Raw genomic sequence first — 22,070 nt, 5'->3', positions numbered from 1 at the left:
TTGCTTTTATAAATTCTAAAAAACTAATTTCGGATAAAAATTATTTCTAAATAATAATTGATCAATTTTACACAAAAGCTCACACAATAAAGCAAAAATGGATAAGATTAATTCTAGTGTTAATGCTCCCGGCCATTCAATGATATACCGTCCCGTTTATTTCAGATTAATCAATCCGGAGGAAGGAGAAAAGCTTAAAAATTTAATCGCCAGCAACCCTGCCCTGCTCATTTATGATACCATTTTAAGCCAGCTTGCAGAGCTCATTAAATTGAATAATCCACAGCAAAAATTAACTCCGGAAGAATCTGCGGCATTGATCGCAGCACACCTGAAAAATGATGCAGACCAATATGGCGTATGGGTATATTATCCCTGGTCAAATAAATTGGTACACACACTTGATGAACAGGAATTTGCACAGGTAAGAACAAGCAGAAACGTGTATAAAATCACACCTGAAGAAATCAATATCCTAAAGCAAAAAAAGATAGGGATTATTGGTCTTTCTGTAGGACAGAGCATTGCTTTAACCCTGGCTATGGAACGGACCTGCGGAGAGCTCCGCCTGGCTGATTTCGATGAAATTGAGTTAAGCAATATGAACAGGATCAAGGTAAATGTACAAGACCTTGGTTTAAATAAATCCATTGTAGCAGCCAGACAGATTGCCGAACTTGATCCTTTCATCAATGTAATCTGTTTTACCGAAGGAATTACACTGGATACTATTGATGAGTTTTTTACCGGAAACGGGAAACTGGATATCCTGGTAGAAGAATGTGATGGGATTGACATCAAAATCCTTGCCCGCATCAAAGCTAAAGCATTGGGGATTCCTGTAGTGATGGATACCAATGACAAAGGGATGCTGGATGTAGAGCGTTTCGATCTGGAGCCTGAAAGGCCAATCTTCCACGGAAAGGTAGCAGAGCTGGAAGCACTAAGCGCAGATCAGCTCACAGAAACTTTAAATAAACTGACGATCCCTGAAAAAATAGGGTACCTCGGGAAAATTATAGGTTTTGAGAATTTATCTCCGGCCATGATGAAATCAGTTGGTGAGATGAACAAAACTATTGTCGGCTGGCCACAGCTTGCTTCGGCAGTAACCCTTGGTGGGGCAATGATTACAGATATCAGCCGCCGCATACTGCTTAAACAATTTAGTAACTCAGGAAGGTACTTCGTTGATTTCGACGAATTGTTTACTGATGAATTTAATACAATCACTAATATAAACGGAGACAATGATACACATTAGAACATTCAGAGCTCCGGATGATCCGGAAGCCTGCTCAAAATTTATTGTCGGCCACAAACGCTTACTTGAACTTTATGGCATCACTCAGATTACTTCAAACAAACAGGATTGGGTAGAAGATCCCAAAACCATGGTTATTTTAGTGGAAGATAAAGAAACTAAATTCGTCTATGGAGGTGCAAGGATCCAAATTAAAACTGATCAGTATGAATTGCCTATTGCTTCTGCAATTGGTAAATACGACCCGAAAATATACGACATGATCAATGCGGATGAAGACCGTGGCGGAACCTGCGAATTATGCGGGTTATGGAACTCCAGAGAGGTTGCGGGTATGGGCATTGGAAGCCATGTACTGGCCAGGGTTGGTTCTGTGCTTGCGGCAAAACTGCCTATCGTAAGCTTATTTGTATTATGTGCCCCTGTTACGGTCAGGATGGGAAAAAGAGTAGGCTGCGTGATTGAAACCTCACTGGGTAACAATGGTCTGTTTTACTATCCTAAAGATGACCTGGTGGCCACTGCAATGCGGTTAAGAAATCCCTTTGATTTAAGTAATGCTGATGATTCAGAACGTGAAAAAATTCTTTCCCTGCGTGACAATCCACATCAGCTTTTTGAAGAAAGAGGCCCAAAAGGTATGTACCAGTTAGAATATAATTTAGACATCCCAAATCTGCATGACCCTGTTTAAAAAACTACTTTTTTTTCTAATAGCGCTTGTATTCAACAGCGCGCTCACCTATTCAGCGACACAGGACAGTACGCTTGTCTTTAAAAATGAAAACAACATTTTAAAGATTGAAAACGGTATATCCATTTTCAGAGATCCTGCAAAATCATTAACCATCCACGAGGTAATCGGCCGTAAATTCGAATATCTCAATCAGAAAGTCCCTAACCTGGGTATAACTTCAGATAAAATCTGGGTAAAATTTACGGTAGATAATCAAAGCCTTGCAGAGAATTTAATGCTCGTTGTCGCGCAACCGGCAATTGATAGTATTACTTTGTACAGACTGGATAATCACAAGCTTTATGCTTCTTCAAAATTAGGAAAGTTTAAAGCCTTTCATGCCAGATTAGTCAATAATCCGAACTATATATTTCCGGTAACCATTGCCAAAAATAAAAAGGAAACCTTTTACATCAGCATTAGTTCTACAGACCAGATTCAGTTGCCTATCTCTTTAGGCACACCCAGAGTAGTACTGGTTAATGATAACAGTAAAAATATACTTTTCGGGATCTATGCCGGAATTATCATTATCATGATTTTGTATAACCTGTTTATCTCCTTCACAGTAAAAGATCCGAGTTATATTTATTACATCATTTACATCTTTTTTGTGGGTTTAACGCAGGCCACTTTTCAGGGTTATGCTTTCAAATTTCTATGGCCGGATAGTCCGTGGCTGGCCATAAACAGTTCTTTTCTGGTACCATTTTTCTCAGGTATCACAACAGCACTGTTCTTAAAGCGGTTTTTACAAACAAAAATACATACCCCAAAACTGCATATCGGAATAGACCTGTTCGTCTTTTTCTACTTTATAGCACTTGGTGTATGGATTTCGGGCGCGCATACCACGAGCATTAAATGCTTGCAGACCCTGGCTTTATTTGGTTCACTTTATTTCTTGTATGTGGCCAATGTAATCCGGAGAAAAGGTTCCCGTCCTGCCCTGTTCTTTTTGGTCGCCTATACCATCTTTTTATTGTGCGTGGTGATCTTTGTTTTAAGAAATTTCAACTTAATTGAGTATAATCTCTTTACTTCTTATATTTTAGAAATTGGTTCTGTCATACAAATCACCTTGCTTTCGTTCGCGCTGGCAGATAAAATAAACGTTTACCGGAAAGATAAAGAGCAGTCTCAGGAACAGGCACTGAAAATCTCTAAAGAGAATGAAAGACTGATCCGTGAACAAAATATCGAACTGGAAATCCAGGTGAATAAACGCACAGAAGAATTACAGAATTCGAATCTTACCTTAAATCTGACCCTGAAAGAATTAAAAGAAGCACAATCTCAATTGGTTGATGCCGAAAAGATGGCTGGTCTGGGCCAGCTGACTGCGGGTATCGCTCATGAGATCAATAATCCTATTAATTTTGTAACTTCCAATATCAAACCGCTCGGACTGGATATTAACGATCTGTACGATGTCATCCAGAAGTATGAAGAAATCGATCCTGACCGCGATATCAGGGAACAGATTTCAGCGATTGACAGGTTTAAAAAACAAATTGATATTGATTTTATCAAAACGGAGATTAATTCTTTACTTTCCGGAATTGGAGAAGGTGCTAAAAGAACAGCAGAAATTATCAGAAGTCTGAAAAATTTCAGCAGACTTGATGAGAGTGACACCAAGCCTGTGGATTTAAATGAAGGACTGGAATCTACCCTGGTTTTACTGCGGAGCACCGTTCCTCCGTATATCAAAATCGTTAAGGATCTGCAACCAATCCCACTGGTAGAATGCTTGCCTGGCAAGATAAACCAGGTTTTTATGAATCTGATTACTAATGCCCTGCATGCGTTAAAGGTTAAAGAAAATCCGGCAGAAGAAGAGTATATTTATATCACCACCTCTTCGGTAGCTGACCATGTGATCATTAGTATTAAGGATACCGGATCTGGAATGACCGATGAAATTAAACAGAAAATATTTGAACCTTTCTTCACCACAAAACAAGTTGGGGAAGGAACAGGTTTAGGCCTTTCTATTGTTTTCAGCATCATAGAAAAACATAAAGGCCATATAGATGTTGTTACAAAAGTGAATCTAGGTACAGAATTTATTATTACCTTGCCTCTAAACATACAATAATATGACTCGCTCGCCTGTTAAAGTTTTATATATTGACGATGAAGAGAATAACCTCCTCGCATTCAAAGCAAGTTTTAGGAGACAATATGAGATTTACACAGCGATTTCCGCAGCCGAGGGTTTAAAGGTACTGGAGAACCTGCCTGTAGAAGTTATTATCGCAGACCAGAAGATGCCTGAAACCACAGGTGTAGAATTCTTTAAGAGTATCGCACATACTTATCCGGACCCTATCCGCATACTTTTGACTGGTTATACAGATATTGCTGCATTAGCAGATGCGATTAATCACGGTGATATTTACAGATACATCACTAAGCCATGGAATGATCTGGAATTGCACAATTCTATCAAAAATGCGCATGATGCTTACAAGTCTAAAATTGATCTGAGGAACAAGATTAAGGAACTGGAAAAGACGAATGATGAACTTAACCGGTTTATTTACAGTATTTCTCACGAATTAAGAGCTCCGCTGGTTTCAGTTATTGGTATTGTAAACCTGGTAAAAATGGAAGGATTGTATAATTCAAGCGGAGAATACTGGGAATTGATAGAATCCTGCTCTAATAAGCTGGATTATTATATACAAAAGACGCTTCAGTACTATAAAAACAATAAGAACATTTCTGAAAATTCACCGATCAATTTCAAGACACTGGTAGATGAAATGATTGACTTGTATGCCTATAGTGACAGGGATACCCAGTTCAATCTGAATATTAATCAGACACATCCATTTATGGGCGATTCGTTCCGGATTGAGGTCATTTTGGGCAACCTGATTTCTAATGCCATCAAATATCAGAAGGAAAGCGGACATCATAAGGTCGTTGATATTTCCATAGAAGCTAATTTGCTGTCTGCCGAAATATCAATCACTGATAATGGACTGGGTATTCTCAATGAACATCTTGAAAAGATATTTACGCAGTTCTTTAAAGCAAAAAATAACAAAGGAAGTGGTTTGGGGCTGTTTATAGTGAAAGAAGCTTTAAACAAGATTGATGGAAAAATATCTGTCAGTTCCTCTCTGAACCATGGTACTACGTTTAAAATTACTATTCCCAATGCCAAATAAACTCGAGAGCGCAATAAAAGTGATGCTGATCGATGATAATATCATTGACCTGAAGATCAATTCAAAGATCATTTTTATCTCTAAATTATTCGACGAAATCATTCAGTGCCAATCTGGAGAAGAAGCGCTCAGTTATTTTAACACCCACTCTAACCAACTGGATAAATTACCCAATCTAATCCTTTTAGATATCCAGATGCCCGAAATGGATGGTTTTGAATTTCTGGAGAACTATAAGCGCTTCCCTCCTGAGCTCAAAGAAAACTGTGTGGTTGCCATGCTTTCTTCTACGCTTGATTTTGGTGATATCCGTAAGGCAGAAGCAAACCCATATGTGATTAAACTTCTTAAAAAGCCACTCTATCCCGCACACCTGGAAGAATTGTTCAGGGCGAACTTCTCTGCCACCAGGTAAACCCCGTTTATGGCATTATTAATGCCTGCTATAAGTATGAACAGGTTTAAAATCATCTTTACATTTTTATGTCTTTCTCTTGCTTTTACAAGCTGCAAAAAAGATTCGGGTCTTGATCCTTTGTCTAATGTACTGTTTGCCAAGGATGGGGTAATCAGAGTAGAGTGTGCAGATTGTATGCTGAATTACACCGTTATTAATGATCAATATGCGGTTGGTATTAAGAACAGCGAAGATGTAAAATTCAGCTATGTATCTGATTTTGAACTAAAAACAACTATTCAATCTCCAAAAAAACAAATGATCAGATTGATCGTAATCGATTCATACGGAAGAACGGTTTCCAATGAGCTGACCGCTGTAGATGCCGGGGCCCCTAAAACTGATAGTTTTAAAATTAAAATCCAGTAATCACTTTATACTTATATTTCAAAAAAATTCCCGGAGTTATACAGACTCCGGGAATTTTTTATATTAAAAAGTTGTGGAATAAAGAATTCACATTGAGGAATATCATCCACAATCTATGAATCCCTCAAAAACAACAAGTTACGACTTAAACTTTCCTTTTCTTGCTTCGTGGTTTGCTTTAGCCAATTCTAAAAAAGAATCCTGTGCAGCTTTCACATTCTCCTGTTTACCTTTCCATATTTCCAAAGCAGGCTGATGCAAGGCTCTGGAGAAAGAATAAGTAACCGGCCAGGGAAATACGGCTTTATAAACCGAGTTGATTGCATTTAGGTTTTGTGAAGCGGTCAGCGGATCCTGGCCACCAGAAAGAAACGCAATTCCCGCAACTGTAGCTGGAACAGCGTTACGTAAACAGTTCACGGTTAATTTCGCCACCAAAGCTGGATCAGCCTTTTCAGGGGCATCTTTACCTGCAAGAATCATATTAGGTTTTAAAATCAGCCCGCCCAGTTCTACTTTGAGCAGATACAGTTCCTGGAATAGGGAACGTAATACTTTTTCAGTGACTGCTGCGCAGCGTTCGATGGTATGGTTACCATCCATAATCACTTCCGGTTCTACAATAGGTACAATTCCGGCGCGCTGACAGGCAGCAGCATAGCGGGCAAGAGCATGTGTGTTACTGACAATACAAGCTTCTGAAGGCAGGTCACCATCGATCAGGATCACTCCTCTCCATTTAGCGAATTTGAGTCCCAATGCGGCATAAATGGTCAGTCTTTCTTGCAGATCATCCAGTCCTCTGGTTACCTTTTCTTTAGGAAAACCCGCCAGGTCTTCTGTTCCTTCATCAAGTTTGATCCCGGGAATAACCCCTGCTTTTTTAAGTTCTTCCAGAAATGGAACACCTGAAAGGGTTTGCTGATGAACGGTTTCATCAAATAATATTGCTCCGTTGATATACTCCCCTATTCCCGGCGTAGTAATTAATACTTCGCGGTAGGCTCTTCTGTAAGCCTCGGTTTGCGGTATACCTGCAAGTTCAAAACGTTTATTGAGGGTAGCAACACTTTCATCTATAGCAACGAGGCCTTTGAAATCGGCTACCATCGCTTTTGCAGTGCTGATCAATTGTGTGGTTATATTCTCCATAATTATTGCTGCGGGCCCTGATCTGATCAGGCTCAACCAAAGAACAATTCGATAAATACAATTGTTTGCACTAATAGTGTTTGCCGGGCCTGGTGACACAAAAACCTTTACCAGCTATATTTTTGAGGAATTTACGGGGTGTAGTCCCCAGAAAATGATTAAAGTCTTTAATCAAATGGCTCTGATCATGATAACCATGTGTTTCAATCAGCTCAAAAAGATCAATTTCTTTTTCTTTTTGATTGATGAGCTGCGTAATAACCTCTTTGAAACGCATAAAACGAAGGATTTCTTTCGGGGAATATCCTGTAAATTTTTGGAAACGCTGCTGTATAGTCCGCTCTGATAAAGCAGCATTTGCTGCAATAGCTTTTACCGGTTGTACAGCCGGATTCTGGAAATAAGCCAGTCCGTTTAACAAAGGAATAGCAAAGGCATCATTTTCTGCCGTAAAAGAAGCCGCGTAAGCTTCTATCAACTGAATTCTGTCAGTTGTGGATGGCAATGCAGCTAACCGTGCCCAGAGGTCTGCAAAACAAGTCTTATCAATTAATATATCCGGGTCTATCACTTCATCCGGTGCCAGCTCATTTACAGGGATTTTAAACAACCTGTAAAAACCATTCAACGTGAAATTTACAATGATCACATCTGTTGAAGGTCGTAATTCATAATTCAGCATCTTTTTGAGCGGCCCGATCACAGCTACCCGTTCAATTGGAACCGTATTTAACGCGGCATCATTAAATGAATACCGGACAGGCGTACCAAAATTGAAAATCATTAACATATCAAAATTGGGAGAAAGATGTTTCAAAACCACTTCAGCAACTGTTGGGGTATGTAAATGATAAAAATGACTGACTACGTCACTTAAAGGTGCCTGAACCTCATAAAATTCTCCATCCATTGCCGCGTCTTCCATAGTTTTTCGTTTTCTTACAATCTTAAGCACGTTAGTGCGGCTAAGTTTGTCTTAACAAATTTAAAGAAATCAGGAATAACATGCTTAATTATTATCTCCGCCAGTGCTGCTTATAAAACGTTTGAATTTTGCAATTATCGGTTTGATTCTCGCAGGCATTGGAAGCAGGATCTCTCTTAAATTTACATTCAGAAATAAATGTAAACCTACCATTTAAAGATTACCTTATGAAAACTCAGAACAACTACATTCCATCTACCCTGCCAACACATCAAATTTCTTGTACACGGCTTACTGACCAGACTATTGTGTGCAAATCACCCGATCAGATGAAGGAGATTTATACCGCGCTTGGTGAAGAGCGTGAGCTGGCTCTTTTATTTCTTGATATCCGCAATTTCACGGCCGCTATGGAGATCAGATCCTCGTATGAAGTCATTTATATGATCAGAAAACTGTTTGTTTTATTTAACCGCTCTATTACTGCGGCCGGGGGCAGGATTATCGAAACCAATGGAGATAGTATCTATGCAGTTTTCGGACTGGATACGACTATCAGAAAAGCGGTACAATCTTCGGTTGATACGGCTTATGCTTTACTGCGTGATGTGGATGTTTTTAATGCTTCTTATGCACAGCCCTATTTTAACCTGAGTTACGAGGTTGGTATTGGCGTACATCATGGTCAGGTTGTAGTGGGACAATATGATCTGGCAAATAAAGAGCAGATGACTGTCATGGGCTTACCAGTAAACATCGCTTCGCGTTTACAGGGAGAAACTAAAGGGCTTAACAATAACCTGATCATTTCTGAAAGCACTTACGATTTATTGAGTGATCCTAAAGATGCGGAAATCAGAGCTGTTCAGCTTAAAGGAGTATCTGCTGCGATGAACGTGATGTTAATGGGAAATACTTTTCATCCTAAAAACCACATTGATGATATGGATCTGAATTATTACCTTGGAATATCCGGTTAATTAAATGCTTTGATCTGAGCTTTACAACAATTAAAGTTTGAGCTATACAGCAAATTTACTCGCCCGGTTTATGTTCAAATTTGTTGTATAAAAAAAGATCATGAATAAAGTAGTATTAATTACCGGCGCATCAGCCGGGATGGGTAAAGAGACCGTAAAATTACTCTTGCAGCGGGGATACACCGTTTATGGGGCAGCACGCAGAGTAGAAAATATGAAAGATATAGCCAGCCTGGGTGCCAGAGTTCTCCAGATGGATGTAACCGATGAAGAGTCTATGGTGAAAGGAGTGGATGAAATCATCAAGGCTGAAGGCAGGATCGACATCCTGATTAATAATGCAGGTTTTGGCTCTTATGGAGCTGTAGAAGACGTTCCAATTGAAGATGCGAGATACCAAATGGAGGTCAATGTATTTGGTGTAGCCAGGCTAAGCCAGCTTGTTATCCCTTCGATGCGGGAAAATCAGTATGGAAAAATCCTGAATATCTCTTCTATTGGTGGAAAGTTTGCTTTACCCCTTGGTGGCTGGTATCATGCCAGTAAATTTGCTTTAGAAGGTTTAAGTGACAGCATGCGCAATGAATTGAAACCGTTTGGGATTGATGTGATTGTGATTGAACCGGGCGGTGTAAAATCGGAATGGGCCGGCGTAGCAATGGCTAATTTAATGAAAGTATCAGGTCAGGATATTTATCAGCCCATGGCTCAGAAATTCGTTAACCTGAGTGTAATGCTGGAACCTAAATCTGCTGAACCTGTAGTGATTGCCGAATTGATGCTGAAAGCAATCGAGGCTAAAAAACCCAAATTCAGATACGTTGGAGGATATCTTGCCGCTCCAACTGTGCTGCTGAGAAAGTTATTGCCAGACCGTATATTTGATCAGCTTACGATGAGCCAGATTAAATAACCAGATGGAAATTCAAGATCACACACTGCTCAACAACCTGGTTTATGCTTGTGTAGACAGTACGCAAAGAGGCCACGAACAATTTGTTCAGGAACATGCTTTAGGTTATATTATTGCCGGTGAGAGCCACTTGCTGACCAATCAGGGTATCCGGATCTTTAAGGCGGGAACTGTTGCACTGGTTCGCAGAAATCAGTTGATTAAATCGCTGAAAGTACCTCCGCCAGATGGTGAGTTTAAAGCGATCAATATATTCCTTGACCAGGCTTTTCTGCGTAAGTATAGTGCTGAAAATAAAATAGAAACACCTGCTAAATACCAGGGCGATCCGATCAGTGTATTACCTCCGGATCCATTTATCAAGGGATATTTCGATTCTTTAATGCCTTATTTTAACCGGATTCTGCCATTTAAAGAAGCAATGGCAGAGCTCAAAACCAGGGAAGCGGTAGAATTATTACTGCACCAGAATCCAGCCGTCAAAGAATTCCTGTTTGATTTTAGTGAGCCTTATAAAATAGATCTCGAAGCTTATATGAACAACAATTATAAGTTTAATGTGCCTATTGATCAGTTCGCGAAACTGACAGGCAGAAGCCTTGCCGGTTTTAAAAGAGACTTTTCCCGGATTTTCAATACTTCACCGGGAAACTGGTTGCAACAGAAACGCCTTTCGGAAGCTTATTACCTGATTCAGAAAAAGGGTAAAAAACCTGCGGAGATTTATCTTGATATTGGTTTCGAAAACCTGTCTCATTTCTATTTCGCCTTTAAAAAGACTTTCGGCATTACGCCTTCAGCAGTAGTTTAATTACTGGTGCAAATTAAACCATTGCTCTGCCACTATCCTGAATAGCCCATTCGGCCATCATATTCATTAAAGGGACCAATTCTTTACCCGAAGGACTCAAAGAATAAGTGACAAACGGAGGAACTACCGGTTCGGCTTTCCGGATCACCAGGTTATCGGCTTCGAGTTGTTTTAAACTCTGGATCAGCATCTTTTCAGTAATGATAGGGATAGCCCTTCTGAGTTCACTGTAGCGTCTGGACTCTTCTCTGAGCTGATAAATAATAATCGATTTCCAGTGACCGCCAATTTTATTCATGACATAGGTAACCGGACATTTTAATTCTGCTAATTCTTTATTCAGGCTAATACTTGAATTTTCTTTAATCTTGGTCATGATACATACTTTGGGGTAAGTACTTGTAAAAAAGTAAGTACAAATATACCTTTGTCTTGTCAATAATAAAAGATTAAGATTATGAAAATTACAATAACAGGTTCTTTAGGAAATATAAGTAAACCATTAGCACAAACATTGGTTAGTGCAGGTCATGAGGTCACCGTAATCAGCAGCAGTGCTGATAAAGTAAAAGCAATTGAAGATTCAGGCGCTACAGCGGCTATCGGCTCAGTGGATGATGTTGACTTTTTAACAAAGGCTTTTACAGGCGCAGATGCGATTTATACGATGTGCCCGCCAAATTATGCAGCTCCTGATTTCAGAAGTTTCATGAATACAGTTGGTCAGAATTATGCCGCAGCAATTCGTGCATCCGGAGTGACGCAAGTGGTAAATCTAAGCAGTATTGGTGCACATTTAGCTGAGGGTACAGGCCCGATTAAAGGCTTACACGATGTAGAACACATATTTAGTGAACTGGAAGGTGTTTCAGTTAAACATATGCGCCCTGCTTATTTTTATGTCAACTTATATGGCAGTGCCGATATGATCAGACACGCAGGTATAATTGGAGGTAATTATGGAGAAGCTGCTGAATTAGTACTGGTTCATCCGAATGATATTGCACAGGCCATAGCAGAAGAAATACAGCAGCCATTTACAGGCAAAAGTATTCGTTATGTAACCAGTGATGTCCGTACTCCAGCAGAAGTAGCAACTGTATTAGGTACAGCAACAGGAAAACCCGATTTGAAATGGGTGGAGTTTACAGATGAGCAGGCTTATGATGGAATGATCCAGGCTGGTTTACCTGTAGAATTGGCCAGGAATTTCGTAGAAATGGGAACAGCGATCAGAAGTGGTGTTTTATGGGAAGATTTTAAGGTCAATCAACCTGAATTTTCAGCCACCAAACTGGAAGACTTTGCCAAAGAATTTGCAGCTGCTTTCTAAGCAGCTGTTTTAAGTATCAATAGCACAACGGCAAAGGTATTACAGAACCTTTGCCGTTGTGCTATTGATATTAAGACCGCAATGCGGGTTCTAATGCTGTTGTAATCCCGATTCTGTTCCATGCATTAATCGTAATAATAGCCAGGATGATTTCAGCCAGGTATGCAGGATCAAAAAGGCACGCTGCATTTTTATACGTTTCATCAGATACATGGTTACTAATTAAGGTAACTTCTTCTGTCAATGCTAATAAAGCACGCTCCTGTTCATCAAAAAAAGGAGTATCACGCCATGCTGAAAGCGCATAGATCCTTTGTTCCGTCTCTCCCGATTTACGTGCATCAAGCGTGTGCATGTCAATGCAAAAAGCACATTCGTTAATCTGAGACGCCCTGATTTTAATCAGATCTTTGTGTATAGTAGTCAGGCTGGTGCTTTCAATGAATTTTTCAAGGGCTAGTATAGCACGATATCCTGCTGGTTGTACTTCGTTGATTTTAATTCTGTTGCTCATGTTTTTGTCTTTTAAGATGATCCTTTTTGATAACGAATTGATAGTTAAAAAGGTTAAAACAAAGATCAGGAATACAAGAGCTCAGAAAAATGAACTGTAGTTAAGAAATTACAAGTCCTTTTTAGCACGTAACCGGCTTAAAAACTGCGGGGTAAAGCCAAGATAAGAAGCCAGCATATATTGAGGAACCCGCTGAACGAAATCAGGAAAGAGTTTAGAAAAATGCCGGTAACGCTCTTCTTCGGTCTGATTAAAAATAAATCCTATTCTGCGCTGAGAAGCAACAAATGATTTCTGCATCATGATCCTGAAATAAGTTTCTAAAGGCGGGATCTCTTTAAACAGGCTGATCCGGTCTTTTTCATGCAGCAAGAGTAATTCAGTTTCTTCTATAGCCTGAATATAACAAGCAGAAGGCTGATTGTTCAGCAAGCTGTCCTGATCTGCAATCCACCAGTGTTCAATACCAAAATGGATAATTTGTTCATTAAGTTTCTTATTGATCAGAAACTGGCGCATACATCCCTTAGTGATAAAGTAATTTCCCTGGCAGTGTTTGCCGGGTTCCAGCAAAAACGCTCTCCTTTTCAGTGTTATCAGTTGCAGCTTTTCACAGAATTGCTGCTGCTGAGATGGGCTTAACTGTACGTACTTTTTGATATGGTCTAAAAGCTCCTGATACATCGTACTACAATAATAATAATTAAACAATGATTTTGGTGCAACATATCTGACCTGCCGGAGTCTAAATTAAAAAAGCACTTATTTTCTCTATAAAAACCAAACCTCATGAACACCAAACATTTAACCACAAAAATCTTAACCCTATTGCTGATTCTTAGCTCCATTTTCAGCAGTTGCAAAAATTCTGGCAACAACCTGTCAATAGTCGTTAAAGAGACCCATAATCAATATCAGTTAGCAATTGATTATAACAAAAGCAAAACAGACTCTGTAGAGCAGTATCTAACCCGTTTTATTGGACAGGATACTATTTTTAAAGCTGCCCATCCTTCGGAAATCAACGTGACTATGGCCGATAAAACCACTTTTGTGATCAAATCCACACCCGGAGATTTCAATTTAACATTTGATAAATCTAAAAATAGCAAAACCGCCCTGAACCGCGTCAAAAAGATCAATGAAGAGTTGAAACCTATCCTCAATTAATTACAAGGCCTTTGGGTTCCGGTGTTTCCCTCTCCAGAATTTATACCAGTTTTTATTGGCCGGATACCTGCGGTGGGGAGTGGCATTGTTACAAATAACAGCCACAATGAACAGGATCAGTACCCCTGTAAATATCGGGCTGAGTACGTAGAAATAACCTAATGCATTAATTTTAGCTGTTCCGGTAGTTGCAATCAGTGCCGTTGCCCCTCCCGGAGGATGAAGGGTTTTAGTCATTTGCATCACGACAATAGAGAGTGAAACTGCAAGGGCAGAACTTAGCCAGACTTCTCCTGGAATTAACTTGTGCATAGTCACACCTACAATTGCACTGAGTACATGTCCGCCAATTAAGTTGCGGGGTTGCGCTAAAGGACTGTTAATGATCCCGTAAATAAGGACGGAAGAAGCACCAAAAGAACCAATCATAAAAAGGTTCTCGTAGGCAGTGAAGTATTTACTGTTGATAAAACCAATGATCCCTATGCCCAAAAATGCACCGATAAAAGTCCATAAGTGCTCTCTGAAATCGACCAGTGTTTCTTTATAAAAGATATATTTCGCTTTCCTGACGTGCCTTCTTATTTTATGTCTCATAAATCTGCGGCAAAAATAAACCTTTTGAGAGGAAACAAAATAATAGCGGAGTCAGAAAACTCCGCTATTATTTTTAAGGTGTTAAAGAAAATGGCCTGTCGGCAGCAGTCAGCCCGCGCGTTAATTCGGGCTGATTGGTCATTTCTAATTTCAATACCCCTCCATTAACGAGATCACTGTGCCTGATAAAATTGGCAGTATAGCTTTTACCGTTTAAAGTAGCAGATTTAATATATAAGTTTTCAGGGCTGTTGGCCGCTGCATCTATGGTAAACTTTTTACCGTTCTCTAAATTCAAGGTAATCTTTTTAAACATCGGGCTGCCTAATACATATTCATCTGTGCCCGGGGTTACACTATAAATCCCCATCGCACTCAGCACAAACCAGGAAGAAGTTTGCCCCTGATCTTCATCTCCCGGATAACCGTTTTCTGTGGAATTGTACAGTTTATACATAATATTGCGGGTATGAAACTGTGATTTCCAGGGCTGACCAGCATAATTATACAGGTAAGGCATGTGCTGTATAGGCTGGTTACCATGTGCATATTGTCCCATATTTGCCATCACCATTTCTGTCATTTCATGGATCATCCCGCCATAAGTCCCTGTATTAACGCGGTTAGGTACGGAAAATACAGAATCCAGCTTTTTGGTAAAGTTCTCCTGACCTCCGGTTAACTTAATCAAACCATTGATATCATGAAAAACAGACCATTCCCAATGCCAGGCATTTCCTTCGGTAAAAGGGCCGCCCCATTCTGCGGGATCAAAGTTCGGATTCCATTTTCCATCCTGATCTTTTCCCCGCATAAACCCTGATTTTTGGTCATACACATTTTTATAGTTGAATAGCTGTCTTTCAAATATCCCGGCATAAAAGTCATTACCCGTCATTTTTGCAAGCTTATAACCACAGAAATCATCATATGCATATTCCAGTGTTTTAGCAGTCGCTTCTCTGTATTGCGGATAGGGAACATACCCCAGTTGGTAATATTCTTTCCAGCCGTCTCTGCCATTTGCCGGCCCCCATGGCCCTTTTTGAGTCGCTTCGTGGAAATAAGCTTTCAAAGCCGTTGCAGGATCAAAAGTGCGGATTCCTTTTACCCAGGCATCAGTCAAAAGAGAAATCGCATGATTTCCGATCATAGAACCTGCTTCACTTGGAAACGACCAGGAAGGTAACCAGCCGCATTGTTCCCACGAAGAAAGCAGCGATTGCATATACCGTCCATGCATTTGTGGATGGAGCAAAGTATTTAAAGGGAATTGTGCTCTGAAGGTATCCCAAAACCCGGTATCTGTAAATAGATAACCTGGATGTACTTTTCCGTCGTAAGGACTAAAGTAATAGGGTTTACCTGCTTTGTCCAGTTCATAAAACTTTCTGGAGAACAGGCTGGCTCTGAACAAACAAGAGTAAAAAGTAGCTTTATCTTCTTCTGAGCCTCCTTCTACCACTACTTTCCCCAGGGTTTCATTCCAGATCTTAGCAGCTTTGGCTTTGGTTTGTTCCAGTGTCTGATCTGCTCCCAACTCTGTAGCCAGGTTCAATTCTGCCTGCTCCTGGCTGATATAGGACGAAGCTACTTTTACCTGCACTTTTGCACCTGCATTAAATTCAAGATAAGCACCTTTACCTGCTCCGTCTGCTGTTTTTGCAGCTGCTTGTACGCTATTCTGCTTATTCTCCCAGGTTCCATAAGCTTTAAAAGGCTGATCAAACCGGATGACAAAAAAGCTTTTGAACCCTTCTTTAAAGCCCTCTCCATTGTTCACGTAACCTGTTATTTTCCGTTGTTCCGGAAAAATATGAATACTGCTGATATGGGTATAACCATCTAAAACCAAGTAGCTTTTCTTGTTTTCAGGATAGCTGAACCTTAAATGTGCACCACGTTCGGTTGGAGAGATTTCTGTGGTGATCTTATTTTCAAATCTGACTTTATAATAATTGGGCTTCGCTATTTCAGCCGCATGGCTAAATTTAGCTTCGCGCTTATTTTCATCCACCACCAGTTCATCGATTACAGGCATCAAAGAGAAAACTGCATAATCTCTTGACCAGGAGCTGCATTGATGCGCCTGCTGAAATCCCCTGATTTTATCTTTCTGGTATTGGTATTTCCATCCATCGCCATTTTTCCCGGTCTGCGGAGTCCAGGTATGCATGCCAAATGGCAATGCTGTGGTTGGATAAGTATTTCCCCTGGTCAGTTCATGGCTTGAATTTGTGCCTTGTAAAGTGTTGACATACCTGACCAGGTTTGTCTCCTGTGCATAGGTTGAAATGCACAGGAAACAAAACGAGATTGTGAATAGCTTAAATTTCATCTTTGCTGATTTTACCATCCTGGATTTTGCACCAGGTTTTCGTCTACATTGACATCATTCGAAGGAATAGGAAACAGGTAATGTCTTTTGTTAAACACCCTGCTTTCAAAAGTAACAACCTGTAAGAAATCCGGCAGGTTCTTATTGATATCCAAACCATAAACCGGCCCATTGTCAGTAGTCTCTGCAATTTTCCATCTGCGGGTATCAAAAAATCTAACGTTCTCAAAAGCAAGTTCTACTCTTCTTTCTTTCCGCAGTGCTGCCGACATTTCAGTTTGCCCGGCAGGAACAGGTAAGTCTGCTGATCCATAAAGTGGCACTCCTGCCCTTTCTCTGATCAGATTCAGGTATTTCAGGATGTCCGGATCACCGGGATTTGCTTCATTTAAAGCTTCTGCATAATCCATAAAAACATTGGCCAGACGGTATAAGATCACTGGTCTTCTGTCTATATTCCAGTTCCCTAATCCCATTGCTTTCCTTACGACATAACCTGTGGTACTATAATCATTCCCTCCTGTCTGTTTACCTGAATTACCGGTATTGTATAACTCTGTAGTAATCAATCCATCATTGGTATTGAGCCAGGTACTTCCATTATAGGTAATATTGACATAAAAACGCGGTTCACGATTTACCCAGGGATTATAAATACCTGCTTTAGTATATTTAGTAGCCGTTGCAGCAAAACCTGTGCTGACATAACCTGAGCCAGCATCGTTGATACTTTTACCATTCTGCATAAAGAAAGCGTCTACCTGGTTTTGAGTCGCGCCCAATGCTCCACCGCCTCTGGATGCTGAATTTGCACCCCGATGGTAAGGAGTCATTTCATATTGTCTGGCTGATAGAGAAGATTCTGGTCTGGCCAGGATAACTTCTTTATTCCAATCAGTTAAAAACACATCTCTGCAAGATAGATAAGGATCAAAATTACCATTGGCATCAGTCTTTTTAAATAAATCATAAGTTCCCGGTACAAACTGGGTAATAAAAGATTTATAGGCATCCGCAGCAGCTTTCCATTTGTTCACGTCGAAACTCTGGCTCACCAGTGCTTTGCCGTCTTTATTTTTCAGGGAGGATAGGTCATTGTTTCCATTATACAATGGACTTGCTGCCAAAAACAAGGTTTGTGCTTTAAATGCGAGCGCAATTCCTTTGGTTATCCTTCCGTAACTATCATCGTTTGCAGGGGTAATGGGCAAATCCTTAGCTGCGGCATCCAGTTCTGTGGTAATATAAGCGACACATTCGTCCATTGAGCTTCTTGGCAACTGAACTTCTGAGCTTGGTACATCCGGGGCCACAACTTTATCACCCAAAAGGATCACAGGCCCGTATAAACGGACAAGGTAAAAATAGTACATCGCTCTCAATGCCCTGGCTTCTGCCCGGTACTGCGTCATGAGCTGAGGAGAAAGGTCATTCTTCACTTTTTCAATATTTGCCATAAAGAAAGTAGCGGAACGTATCCCTCTGTAATAATTATTCCAATAGGCATAAACAAAGCCAGAATTGGCATCCCAGTTTCCGATATTTACAGCATTACTGGCTACCCCGCCCCAGGTAAATTCTGCTTCATCAGATCCACCTGTCCATAAGCCGGCATTGGAACTTCCGGGGTTTCTTTGTCCGAATTCATCGGGCACACTACTGTAAATGTTATTTAAGAATTTCTCGGCTGTAAGCCTGTTCGAAAACGTTTCATCCAGGGTTAACCTGTCATTAGGCACCTGATCAAGAAATCCTTTTTTACAGGAAAGGGTAAACAGGGCGGCAAGACTTAGTATACATATATATTTTTTCATGATATCCGGCTTTTAAAATTTAACATTTAATCCTACTGACAAATTAGCGGTCAACGGATATTTGGTTCCGTTCCCTGTAAGCAACTCAGGGTCCCAGAGCTTGAATTTACTGAAGGTCAAAAGGTTGGTTCCAATCAGATAAACTGACATATTTTTAAGGTGTAGTTTAGCAGCAGCTTCTTTAGAAAAGTTGTAACTCAGCTGTGCACTTTTCAAACGGATAAAACTGTTGTCTTTAACCCACCAAGAACTCGGCTGTGTATTGTTAAAGTTCTGATCTTCTCCATAGGCCAGCCGCGGATAAAAAGCATCCTGCCTTGGGTTTTCTGGTGTCCAGCGGTCTGTGACATTGCTAAAGGCATTACTTAACCCGCCACCGCCATTAAACGGATAAATAGCAGACCCGCCAAGCATGACATCTGAGTTTTGTAAGGCTTGAAAAAGTGTGCTGAGTGCAAATCCTTTATAGGCTACACTAAAACCAAAACCCATTACCAGGTTAGGCACATCACCTCTGCCGATCCTGGTTTTATCATAGTCATTAATTAACCCGTCACCATTCAGATCTTTGTATTTAATATCACCAGGCTTCAGTAATTTCTTTGATCCGGGAGCCGCACTTGCATCAATCTCTGCCTGGTTATCAAATAATTTTTCGGCTATATAGCCATATCTTGAGAGTATATTATCACCAATATGACTCATCCATGGATATTTTTGAGTGGGACGATCGTCGTTGACCAGTACGTCTTTGTTATAAGTCAGGTTACCTCTTAAACCGACATCCACCTGCCCTATTTTCATGTTATATTCAAGCGTTGCATCGATACCTTTGTTGTCCACCACACCGAGGTTTCCGTAAGGTGAATTGACTAAACCAATAAATCCGGGTACGGATTGTCTTTGTAAAAAGATCCCGGTACGTTTTTCCCGGAACACGTCTACCATTAAACTCAGTTTATCATTCAGGGTTCTTATTTCCATCCCCAAATCCTGTTTCTTAGATTCAGCCCACCTGATATCCACTCCGTAATCAGTTACGTTAATTCCTCCTGTATTGGTAAAGTTCTTCCCTAACTGATAACCAGCTGCTCCGTCTGTTACGAGTGTTAAATAAGCAAAACGTCGTCCGACCAGGTTTTCATTGGAGATCTTCCCGATTCCGGTTGTTCCTACAGAGTATCTGAATTTCAGAAAGGAAATTGCCTTTTTTAAAGGCTCAAAGAATTTCTCGTTCGAAGGGATCCAGCCAAAGCCAATTGCCGGAAATGATCCGTACCTGTTTGCCGGGGCAAATAATTCTGAGCCATTGTATCCATAATTAAACTCTCCGAAATAACGGTCGTCATAAGAGTAAGTAGCCCTTGCTGCGATTCCGACAAATCTTTCCGGAATGGAAGAGGTAAAGTCACCGGCAAAAGGGTTGGTATAATCCTGGGTATACCCTAAGATCAGCCCACCTACCCTATGTTTGCCAAATGCGCGGTCGTAATTGATAGCGGCTTCATTATACAGTTTCCTGTTGCCGCCCCTGTTGGGTTCATAACTCAGGTAATTACCGGAACTGTTGAAGGTTTTAATCAGGTTTAGCGTTCCGTCTTCGTTATAAGGCTTGCTGGAATCCGGGAAATAAGTGCTTTCTCTTTTAGAACGCTTTGCACTGCTGGTGTTTTTGGTATCAAAAGCGATCATCACGGTAGCCGTTAAGCCTTCGGTTAAACCTTTCAGATCTTGTGTCAATCTTAAATTCGTATACAATTGATTTTCAAACTCAGTCCGGTATCCGCGCCTGGTTAAATCTGCATAAGGATTTCTGAAACCACCATTAGAAGCTTTACCGGGGATAAAGTTCCCTGGATACATCACCGGATATTCAACGGGAGAAATGTCCATAGCTGATCCAAAAATGTTTTCTGTATTTTCACCCGGATAATTGCCGGTTGACACATATCCTTGTATACCCAAATCCATTTTTGTAGTCCCTGTCAATTTCATGTTCAGGTTAGAAGTGAAGTTATACCGTTTAAAATCAAGGGAGGAATTATATTGAGAGAGCTGATCGGTTTTTAAAAAGCCGGTTTCATTGTAATAGGCCAGAGAAACATAATATTGTGCGTTATCTGTTCCTCCGCTTGCATTCAGGTTTGCCCTGCGGTTACGGCTGTACTTATTAAATATTTCGTTCATCCAGTTTACATTTGGATAAAGCAGCGGATCAACTCCAGAGGCCGTTTTATCAATATAATCCTTACTGTATTTTTCTCCTAAGCCTCTTCCTATACTCGCTTCGTTGGCCATATTCATGAAAGTAATTCCATCTGCCATTTCAGGTCTCCTGGTAAAAGTGCTGACGCCTTCATTGTAGTCCAGGAAAATCGAGGTTTTACCGGCTTTACCAGTTTTGGTCTTCACCAGAATTACCCCATTTGCACCTCTTACACCATATACGGCAGTTCCGGAGGCATCTTTAAGTACAGTGAAAGATTCTACATCTTCAGCATCAATGTTATCTATGGAACGCTCTACGCCATCCACTAAAACCAGCGGGGCACTGGAGTTGCCGCCAAAAGTAGAAATACCTCTGATCCAGATATCAGCTGTGCTCCTGCCAGGTTCTCCACTACGCTGAACGCCTACTACACCTGCAATCCGGCCAGAAAGTGATTGTGTAACACTGTTCACTGGCTGTTTAAGTTCTTTGGAACTGATGGTAGATTGTGCGCCAATCAAAGAAACTTTACGCTGTGTACCAAAGCCTACAACTGCAACTTCTTCCAATGCATTATCGCTTGGTAAAAGACTTATTTTTAGGTTTCTCTGATTTTTTACCGTAACTTCCTGTGGTTGATAACCGACATAGCTCACAATCAGCACAGCTTCGGCAGAAGGCACGTTAATGCTGAAACTTCCGTTCACATCTGTAGAGGTGGAAACCAGGCTTCCTTTAACTTTAACACCTGCCCCGGGAATTCCCATTCCTTTTTCATCGGTTACAATTCCCCGGATCACAATCAGGTCTGCTTTAGCATGCAAAACCTCATTTCTAGACAATAAAATCGTTTTATCAACTATATTATAAAAAATAGAAAGTTTGTTTAAAGAAGACTTTAAGGCTTCTTCAATGGTTGCATCCTTCAAGTTAACGGTCACCATTTCTTTGGCCGGGTCAAAGTTATTACTCAGAAATACATAGCCTGTTTGTTCTTTGATGGCCTTTAAGACTGTAGAAAGTGGTTTGTTTTTTTGATGGATATTAATTTTCTGCGCCAAAACGCTGGCGCTTGCCTGTACAAGGGCTATCATGAGGATGAAAGTGGTTAATTTCATTATCAATAGCAGTTTAGGGTATAGCCTGCGAAAGGACATACCAGGGTTAAAAGCATTTAATTTCATACTTTTGAATGGGTTTGAGTAATACAGAAATTGGTTCAGATTAATTTTTCCGATAAAATCGGATGGGTAGGCTCAAATCTTCTGCCGGGCAATGGGTCCAATCATTGTCCGGCTTCATTCTT

Annotated in this window: 20 protein-coding genes; 11 read left to right on the top strand and 9 right to left on the bottom strand. The window is 40.5% G+C overall.

Annotated elements, in window-relative coordinates; all coding sequences use genetic code 11:
• Nucleotides 1-97: 97 nt before the first annotated feature.
• Genes HDE70_RS02605 through HDE70_RS02580 form a run of 6 tightly spaced genes read left to right on the top strand, consistent with a single transcriptional unit; the run spans nt 98 to nt 6,008 of the window.
• On the top strand, nt 98-1,264 hold the full coding sequence (locus HDE70_RS02605; protein ID WP_183887870.1) for a ThiF family adenylyltransferase: 1,167 nt from the start codon (nt 98-100) through the stop codon (nt 1,262-1,264).
• Entirely contained in the window at nt 1,251-1,958 is a 708-nt protein-coding gene (locus HDE70_RS02600) for a hypothetical protein (RefSeq protein WP_183867592.1), read from the top strand. Before HDE70_RS02605 ends, HDE70_RS02600 begins: the two co-directional genes overlap by 14 nt.
• On the top strand, nt 1,945-4,101 hold the full coding sequence (locus tag HDE70_RS02595) for a 7TM diverse intracellular signaling domain-containing protein (protein WP_183867593.1): 2,157 nt from the start codon (nt 1,945-1,947) through the stop codon (nt 4,099-4,101). Before HDE70_RS02600 ends, HDE70_RS02595 begins: the two co-directional genes overlap by 14 nt.
• A 1-nt stretch (nt 4,102) precedes the next feature.
• A complete protein-coding gene (locus tag HDE70_RS02590) occupies nt 4,103-5,182 on the top strand; it encodes a hybrid sensor histidine kinase/response regulator (RefSeq protein WP_183867594.1) in 1,080 nt (359 codons plus the stop codon).
• Nucleotides 5,172-5,597 (top strand): response regulator, encoded by a 426-nt coding sequence (locus HDE70_RS02585; protein WP_183867595.1) that lies wholly within the window; start codon nt 5,172-5,174, stop codon nt 5,595-5,597. Before HDE70_RS02590 ends, HDE70_RS02585 begins: the two co-directional genes overlap by 11 nt.
• 9 nt (nt 5,598-5,606) lie before the next feature.
• On the top strand, nt 5,607-6,008 hold the full coding sequence (locus tag HDE70_RS02580; protein WP_260159883.1) for a hypothetical protein: 402 nt from the start codon (nt 5,607-5,609) through the stop codon (nt 6,006-6,008).
• 138 nt (nt 6,009-6,146) lie between these two features.
• On the opposite strand, the gene HDE70_RS02575 is transcribed toward HDE70_RS02580, so the two are convergent.
• The gene (locus HDE70_RS02575) at nt 6,147-7,160 is read right to left on the bottom strand and encodes a class I fructose-bisphosphate aldolase (protein WP_183887868.1); all 1,014 of its coding nucleotides are present in this window, start codon (nt 7,158-7,160) and stop codon (nt 6,147-6,149) included.
• Nucleotides 7,161-7,230: 70 nt separating this feature from the next.
• Nucleotides 7,231-8,115 carry a helix-turn-helix domain-containing protein gene (locus tag HDE70_RS02570; RefSeq protein ID WP_183887866.1) on the bottom strand — a complete coding sequence of 295 codons (885 nt, stop codon included), beginning with the start codon at nt 8,113-8,115 and terminating at the stop codon, nt 7,231-7,233.
• A 197-nt stretch (nt 8,116-8,312) separates the two neighbouring features.
• On the opposite strand from HDE70_RS02570, the gene HDE70_RS02565 reads away from it, so the two are divergent.
• From HDE70_RS02565 to HDE70_RS02555, 3 genes are all read left to right on the top strand, one after another.
• On the top strand, nt 8,313-9,065 hold the full coding sequence (locus HDE70_RS02565; RefSeq protein WP_183867598.1) for an adenylate/guanylate cyclase domain-containing protein: 753 nt from the start codon (nt 8,313-8,315) through the stop codon (nt 9,063-9,065).
• A 100-nt stretch (nt 9,066-9,165) separates the two neighbouring features.
• On the top strand, nt 9,166-9,978 hold the full coding sequence (locus HDE70_RS02560; RefSeq protein ID WP_183867599.1) for an oxidoreductase: 813 nt from the start codon (nt 9,166-9,168) through the stop codon (nt 9,976-9,978).
• A 4-nt stretch (nt 9,979-9,982) separates the two neighbouring features.
• On the top strand, nt 9,983-10,789 hold the full coding sequence (locus HDE70_RS02555; RefSeq protein WP_183867600.1) for a helix-turn-helix domain-containing protein: 807 nt from the start codon (nt 9,983-9,985) through the stop codon (nt 10,787-10,789).
• 13 nt (nt 10,790-10,802) lie between these two features.
• On the opposite strand, the gene HDE70_RS02550 is transcribed toward HDE70_RS02555, so the two are convergent.
• Nucleotides 10,803-11,165: a winged helix-turn-helix transcriptional regulator gene (locus HDE70_RS02550; protein WP_183867601.1), complete on the bottom strand. Its 363-nt coding sequence runs from the start codon at nt 11,163-11,165 to the stop codon at nt 10,803-10,805.
• Between the two features lie 81 nt (nt 11,166-11,246).
• Here HDE70_RS02550 and HDE70_RS02545 point away from each other — a divergent pair, with 81 nt between their 5' ends.
• The gene (locus tag HDE70_RS02545; protein WP_183867602.1) at nt 11,247-12,122 is read left to right on the top strand and encodes an NAD(P)H-binding protein; all 876 of its coding nucleotides are present in this window, start codon (nt 11,247-11,249) and stop codon (nt 12,120-12,122) included.
• 70 nt (nt 12,123-12,192) lie between these two features.
• Here the strand turns inward: HDE70_RS02545 and HDE70_RS02540 are convergent, their stop codons facing one another.
• A complete protein-coding gene (locus HDE70_RS02540; protein ID WP_183887864.1) occupies nt 12,193-12,636 on the bottom strand; it encodes a carboxymuconolactone decarboxylase family protein in 444 nt (147 codons plus the stop codon).
• Nucleotides 12,637-12,744: 108 nt separating this feature from the next.
• A complete protein-coding gene (locus HDE70_RS02535) occupies nt 12,745-13,320 on the bottom strand; it encodes a Crp/Fnr family transcriptional regulator (protein ID WP_183867604.1) in 576 nt (191 codons plus the stop codon).
• 105 nt (nt 13,321-13,425) lie between these two features.
• On the opposite strand from HDE70_RS02535, the gene HDE70_RS02530 reads away from it, so the two are divergent.
• Complete coding sequence (locus tag HDE70_RS02530) at nt 13,426-13,806, top strand: hypothetical protein (protein WP_183867605.1); 381 nt, start codon at nt 13,426-13,428, stop codon at nt 13,804-13,806.
• On the opposite strand, the gene HDE70_RS02525 is transcribed toward HDE70_RS02530, so the two are convergent.
• The 4 genes from HDE70_RS02525 to HDE70_RS02510 all read right to left on the bottom strand — a co-directional run bounded on the left by HDE70_RS02525 (nt 13,807) and on the right by HDE70_RS02510 (nt 21,882).
• Nucleotides 13,807-14,403, bottom strand: a complete 597-nt coding sequence (locus HDE70_RS02525) for an HPP family protein (protein WP_183867606.1) — start codon at nt 14,401-14,403, stop codon at nt 13,807-13,809.
• Nucleotides 14,404-14,476: 73 nt separating this feature from the next.
• Nucleotides 14,477-16,741 carry a GH92 family glycosyl hydrolase gene (locus tag HDE70_RS02520; protein WP_183867607.1) on the bottom strand — a complete coding sequence of 755 codons (2,265 nt, stop codon included), beginning with the start codon at nt 16,739-16,741 and terminating at the stop codon, nt 14,477-14,479.
• Nucleotides 16,742-16,752: 11 nt separating this feature from the next.
• The gene (locus HDE70_RS02515; RefSeq protein ID WP_183867608.1) at nt 16,753-18,555 is read right to left on the bottom strand and encodes a RagB/SusD family nutrient uptake outer membrane protein; all 1,803 of its coding nucleotides are present in this window, start codon (nt 18,553-18,555) and stop codon (nt 16,753-16,755) included.
• A 12-nt stretch (nt 18,556-18,567) separates the two neighbouring features.
• Nucleotides 18,568-21,882 carry a SusC/RagA family TonB-linked outer membrane protein gene (locus HDE70_RS02510; protein ID WP_260159882.1) on the bottom strand — a complete coding sequence of 1,105 codons (3,315 nt, stop codon included), beginning with the start codon at nt 21,880-21,882 and terminating at the stop codon, nt 18,568-18,570.
• Nucleotides 21,883-22,070 lie beyond the last annotated feature (188 nt).

The sequence above is a fragment of the Pedobacter cryoconitis genome (genome assembly GCF_014200595.1).
Lineage (GTDB): Bacteria > Bacteroidota > Bacteroidia > Sphingobacteriales > Sphingobacteriaceae > Pedobacter > Pedobacter cryoconitis_C.
The sequence above is the reverse complement of the archived record's forward strand: the minus strand, read 5'-3'. Positions and strand labels throughout refer to the sequence as shown.

Coding starts and splice junctions, on each gene's coding strand:
- HDE70_RS02605 (WP_183887870.1), top strand. CDS start 98: ATGGATAAGATTAATTCTAGTGTTAATGCTCCCGGCCATTCAATGATA.
- HDE70_RS02600 (WP_183867592.1), top strand. CDS start 1,251: ATGATACACATTAGAACATTCAGAGCTCCGGATGATCCGGAAGCCTGC.
- HDE70_RS02595 (WP_183867593.1), top strand. CDS start 1,945: ATGACCCTGTTTAAAAAACTACTTTTTTTTCTAATAGCGCTTGTATTC.
- HDE70_RS02590 (WP_183867594.1), top strand. CDS start 4,103: ATGACTCGCTCGCCTGTTAAAGTTTTATATATTGACGATGAAGAGAAT.
- HDE70_RS02585 (WP_183867595.1), top strand. CDS start 5,172: ATGCCAAATAAACTCGAGAGCGCAATAAAAGTGATGCTGATCGATGAT.
- HDE70_RS02580 (WP_260159883.1), top strand. CDS start 5,607: ATGGCATTATTAATGCCTGCTATAAGTATGAACAGGTTTAAAATCATC.
- HDE70_RS02575 (WP_183887868.1), bottom strand. CDS start 7,160: ATGGAGAATATAACCACACAATTGATCAGCACTGCAAAAGCGATGGTA.
- HDE70_RS02565 (WP_183867598.1), top strand. CDS start 8,313: ATGAAAACTCAGAACAACTACATTCCATCTACCCTGCCAACACATCAA.
- HDE70_RS02560 (WP_183867599.1), top strand. CDS start 9,166: ATGAATAAAGTAGTATTAATTACCGGCGCATCAGCCGGGATGGGTAAA.
- HDE70_RS02555 (WP_183867600.1), top strand. CDS start 9,983: ATGGAAATTCAAGATCACACACTGCTCAACAACCTGGTTTATGCTTGT.
- HDE70_RS02550 (WP_183867601.1), bottom strand. CDS start 11,165: ATGACCAAGATTAAAGAAAATTCAAGTATTAGCCTGAATAAAGAATTA.
- HDE70_RS02545 (WP_183867602.1), top strand. CDS start 11,247: ATGAAAATTACAATAACAGGTTCTTTAGGAAATATAAGTAAACCATTA.
- HDE70_RS02540 (WP_183887864.1), bottom strand. CDS start 12,636: ATGAGCAACAGAATTAAAATCAACGAAGTACAACCAGCAGGATATCGT.
- HDE70_RS02535 (WP_183867604.1), bottom strand. CDS start 13,320: ATGTATCAGGAGCTTTTAGACCATATCAAAAAGTACGTACAGTTAAGC.
- HDE70_RS02530 (WP_183867605.1), top strand. CDS start 13,426: ATGAACACCAAACATTTAACCACAAAAATCTTAACCCTATTGCTGATT.
- HDE70_RS02525 (WP_183867606.1), bottom strand. CDS start 14,403: ATGAGACATAAAATAAGAAGGCACGTCAGGAAAGCGAAATATATCTTT.
- HDE70_RS02520 (WP_183867607.1), bottom strand. CDS start 16,741: ATGAAATTTAAGCTATTCACAATCTCGTTTTGTTTCCTGTGCATTTCA.
- HDE70_RS02515 (WP_183867608.1), bottom strand. CDS start 18,555: ATGAAAAAATATATATGTATACTAAGTCTTGCCGCCCTGTTTACCCTT.
- HDE70_RS02510 (WP_260159882.1), bottom strand. CDS start 21,882: ATGAAATTAACCACTTTCATCCTCATGATAGCCCTTGTACAGGCAAGC.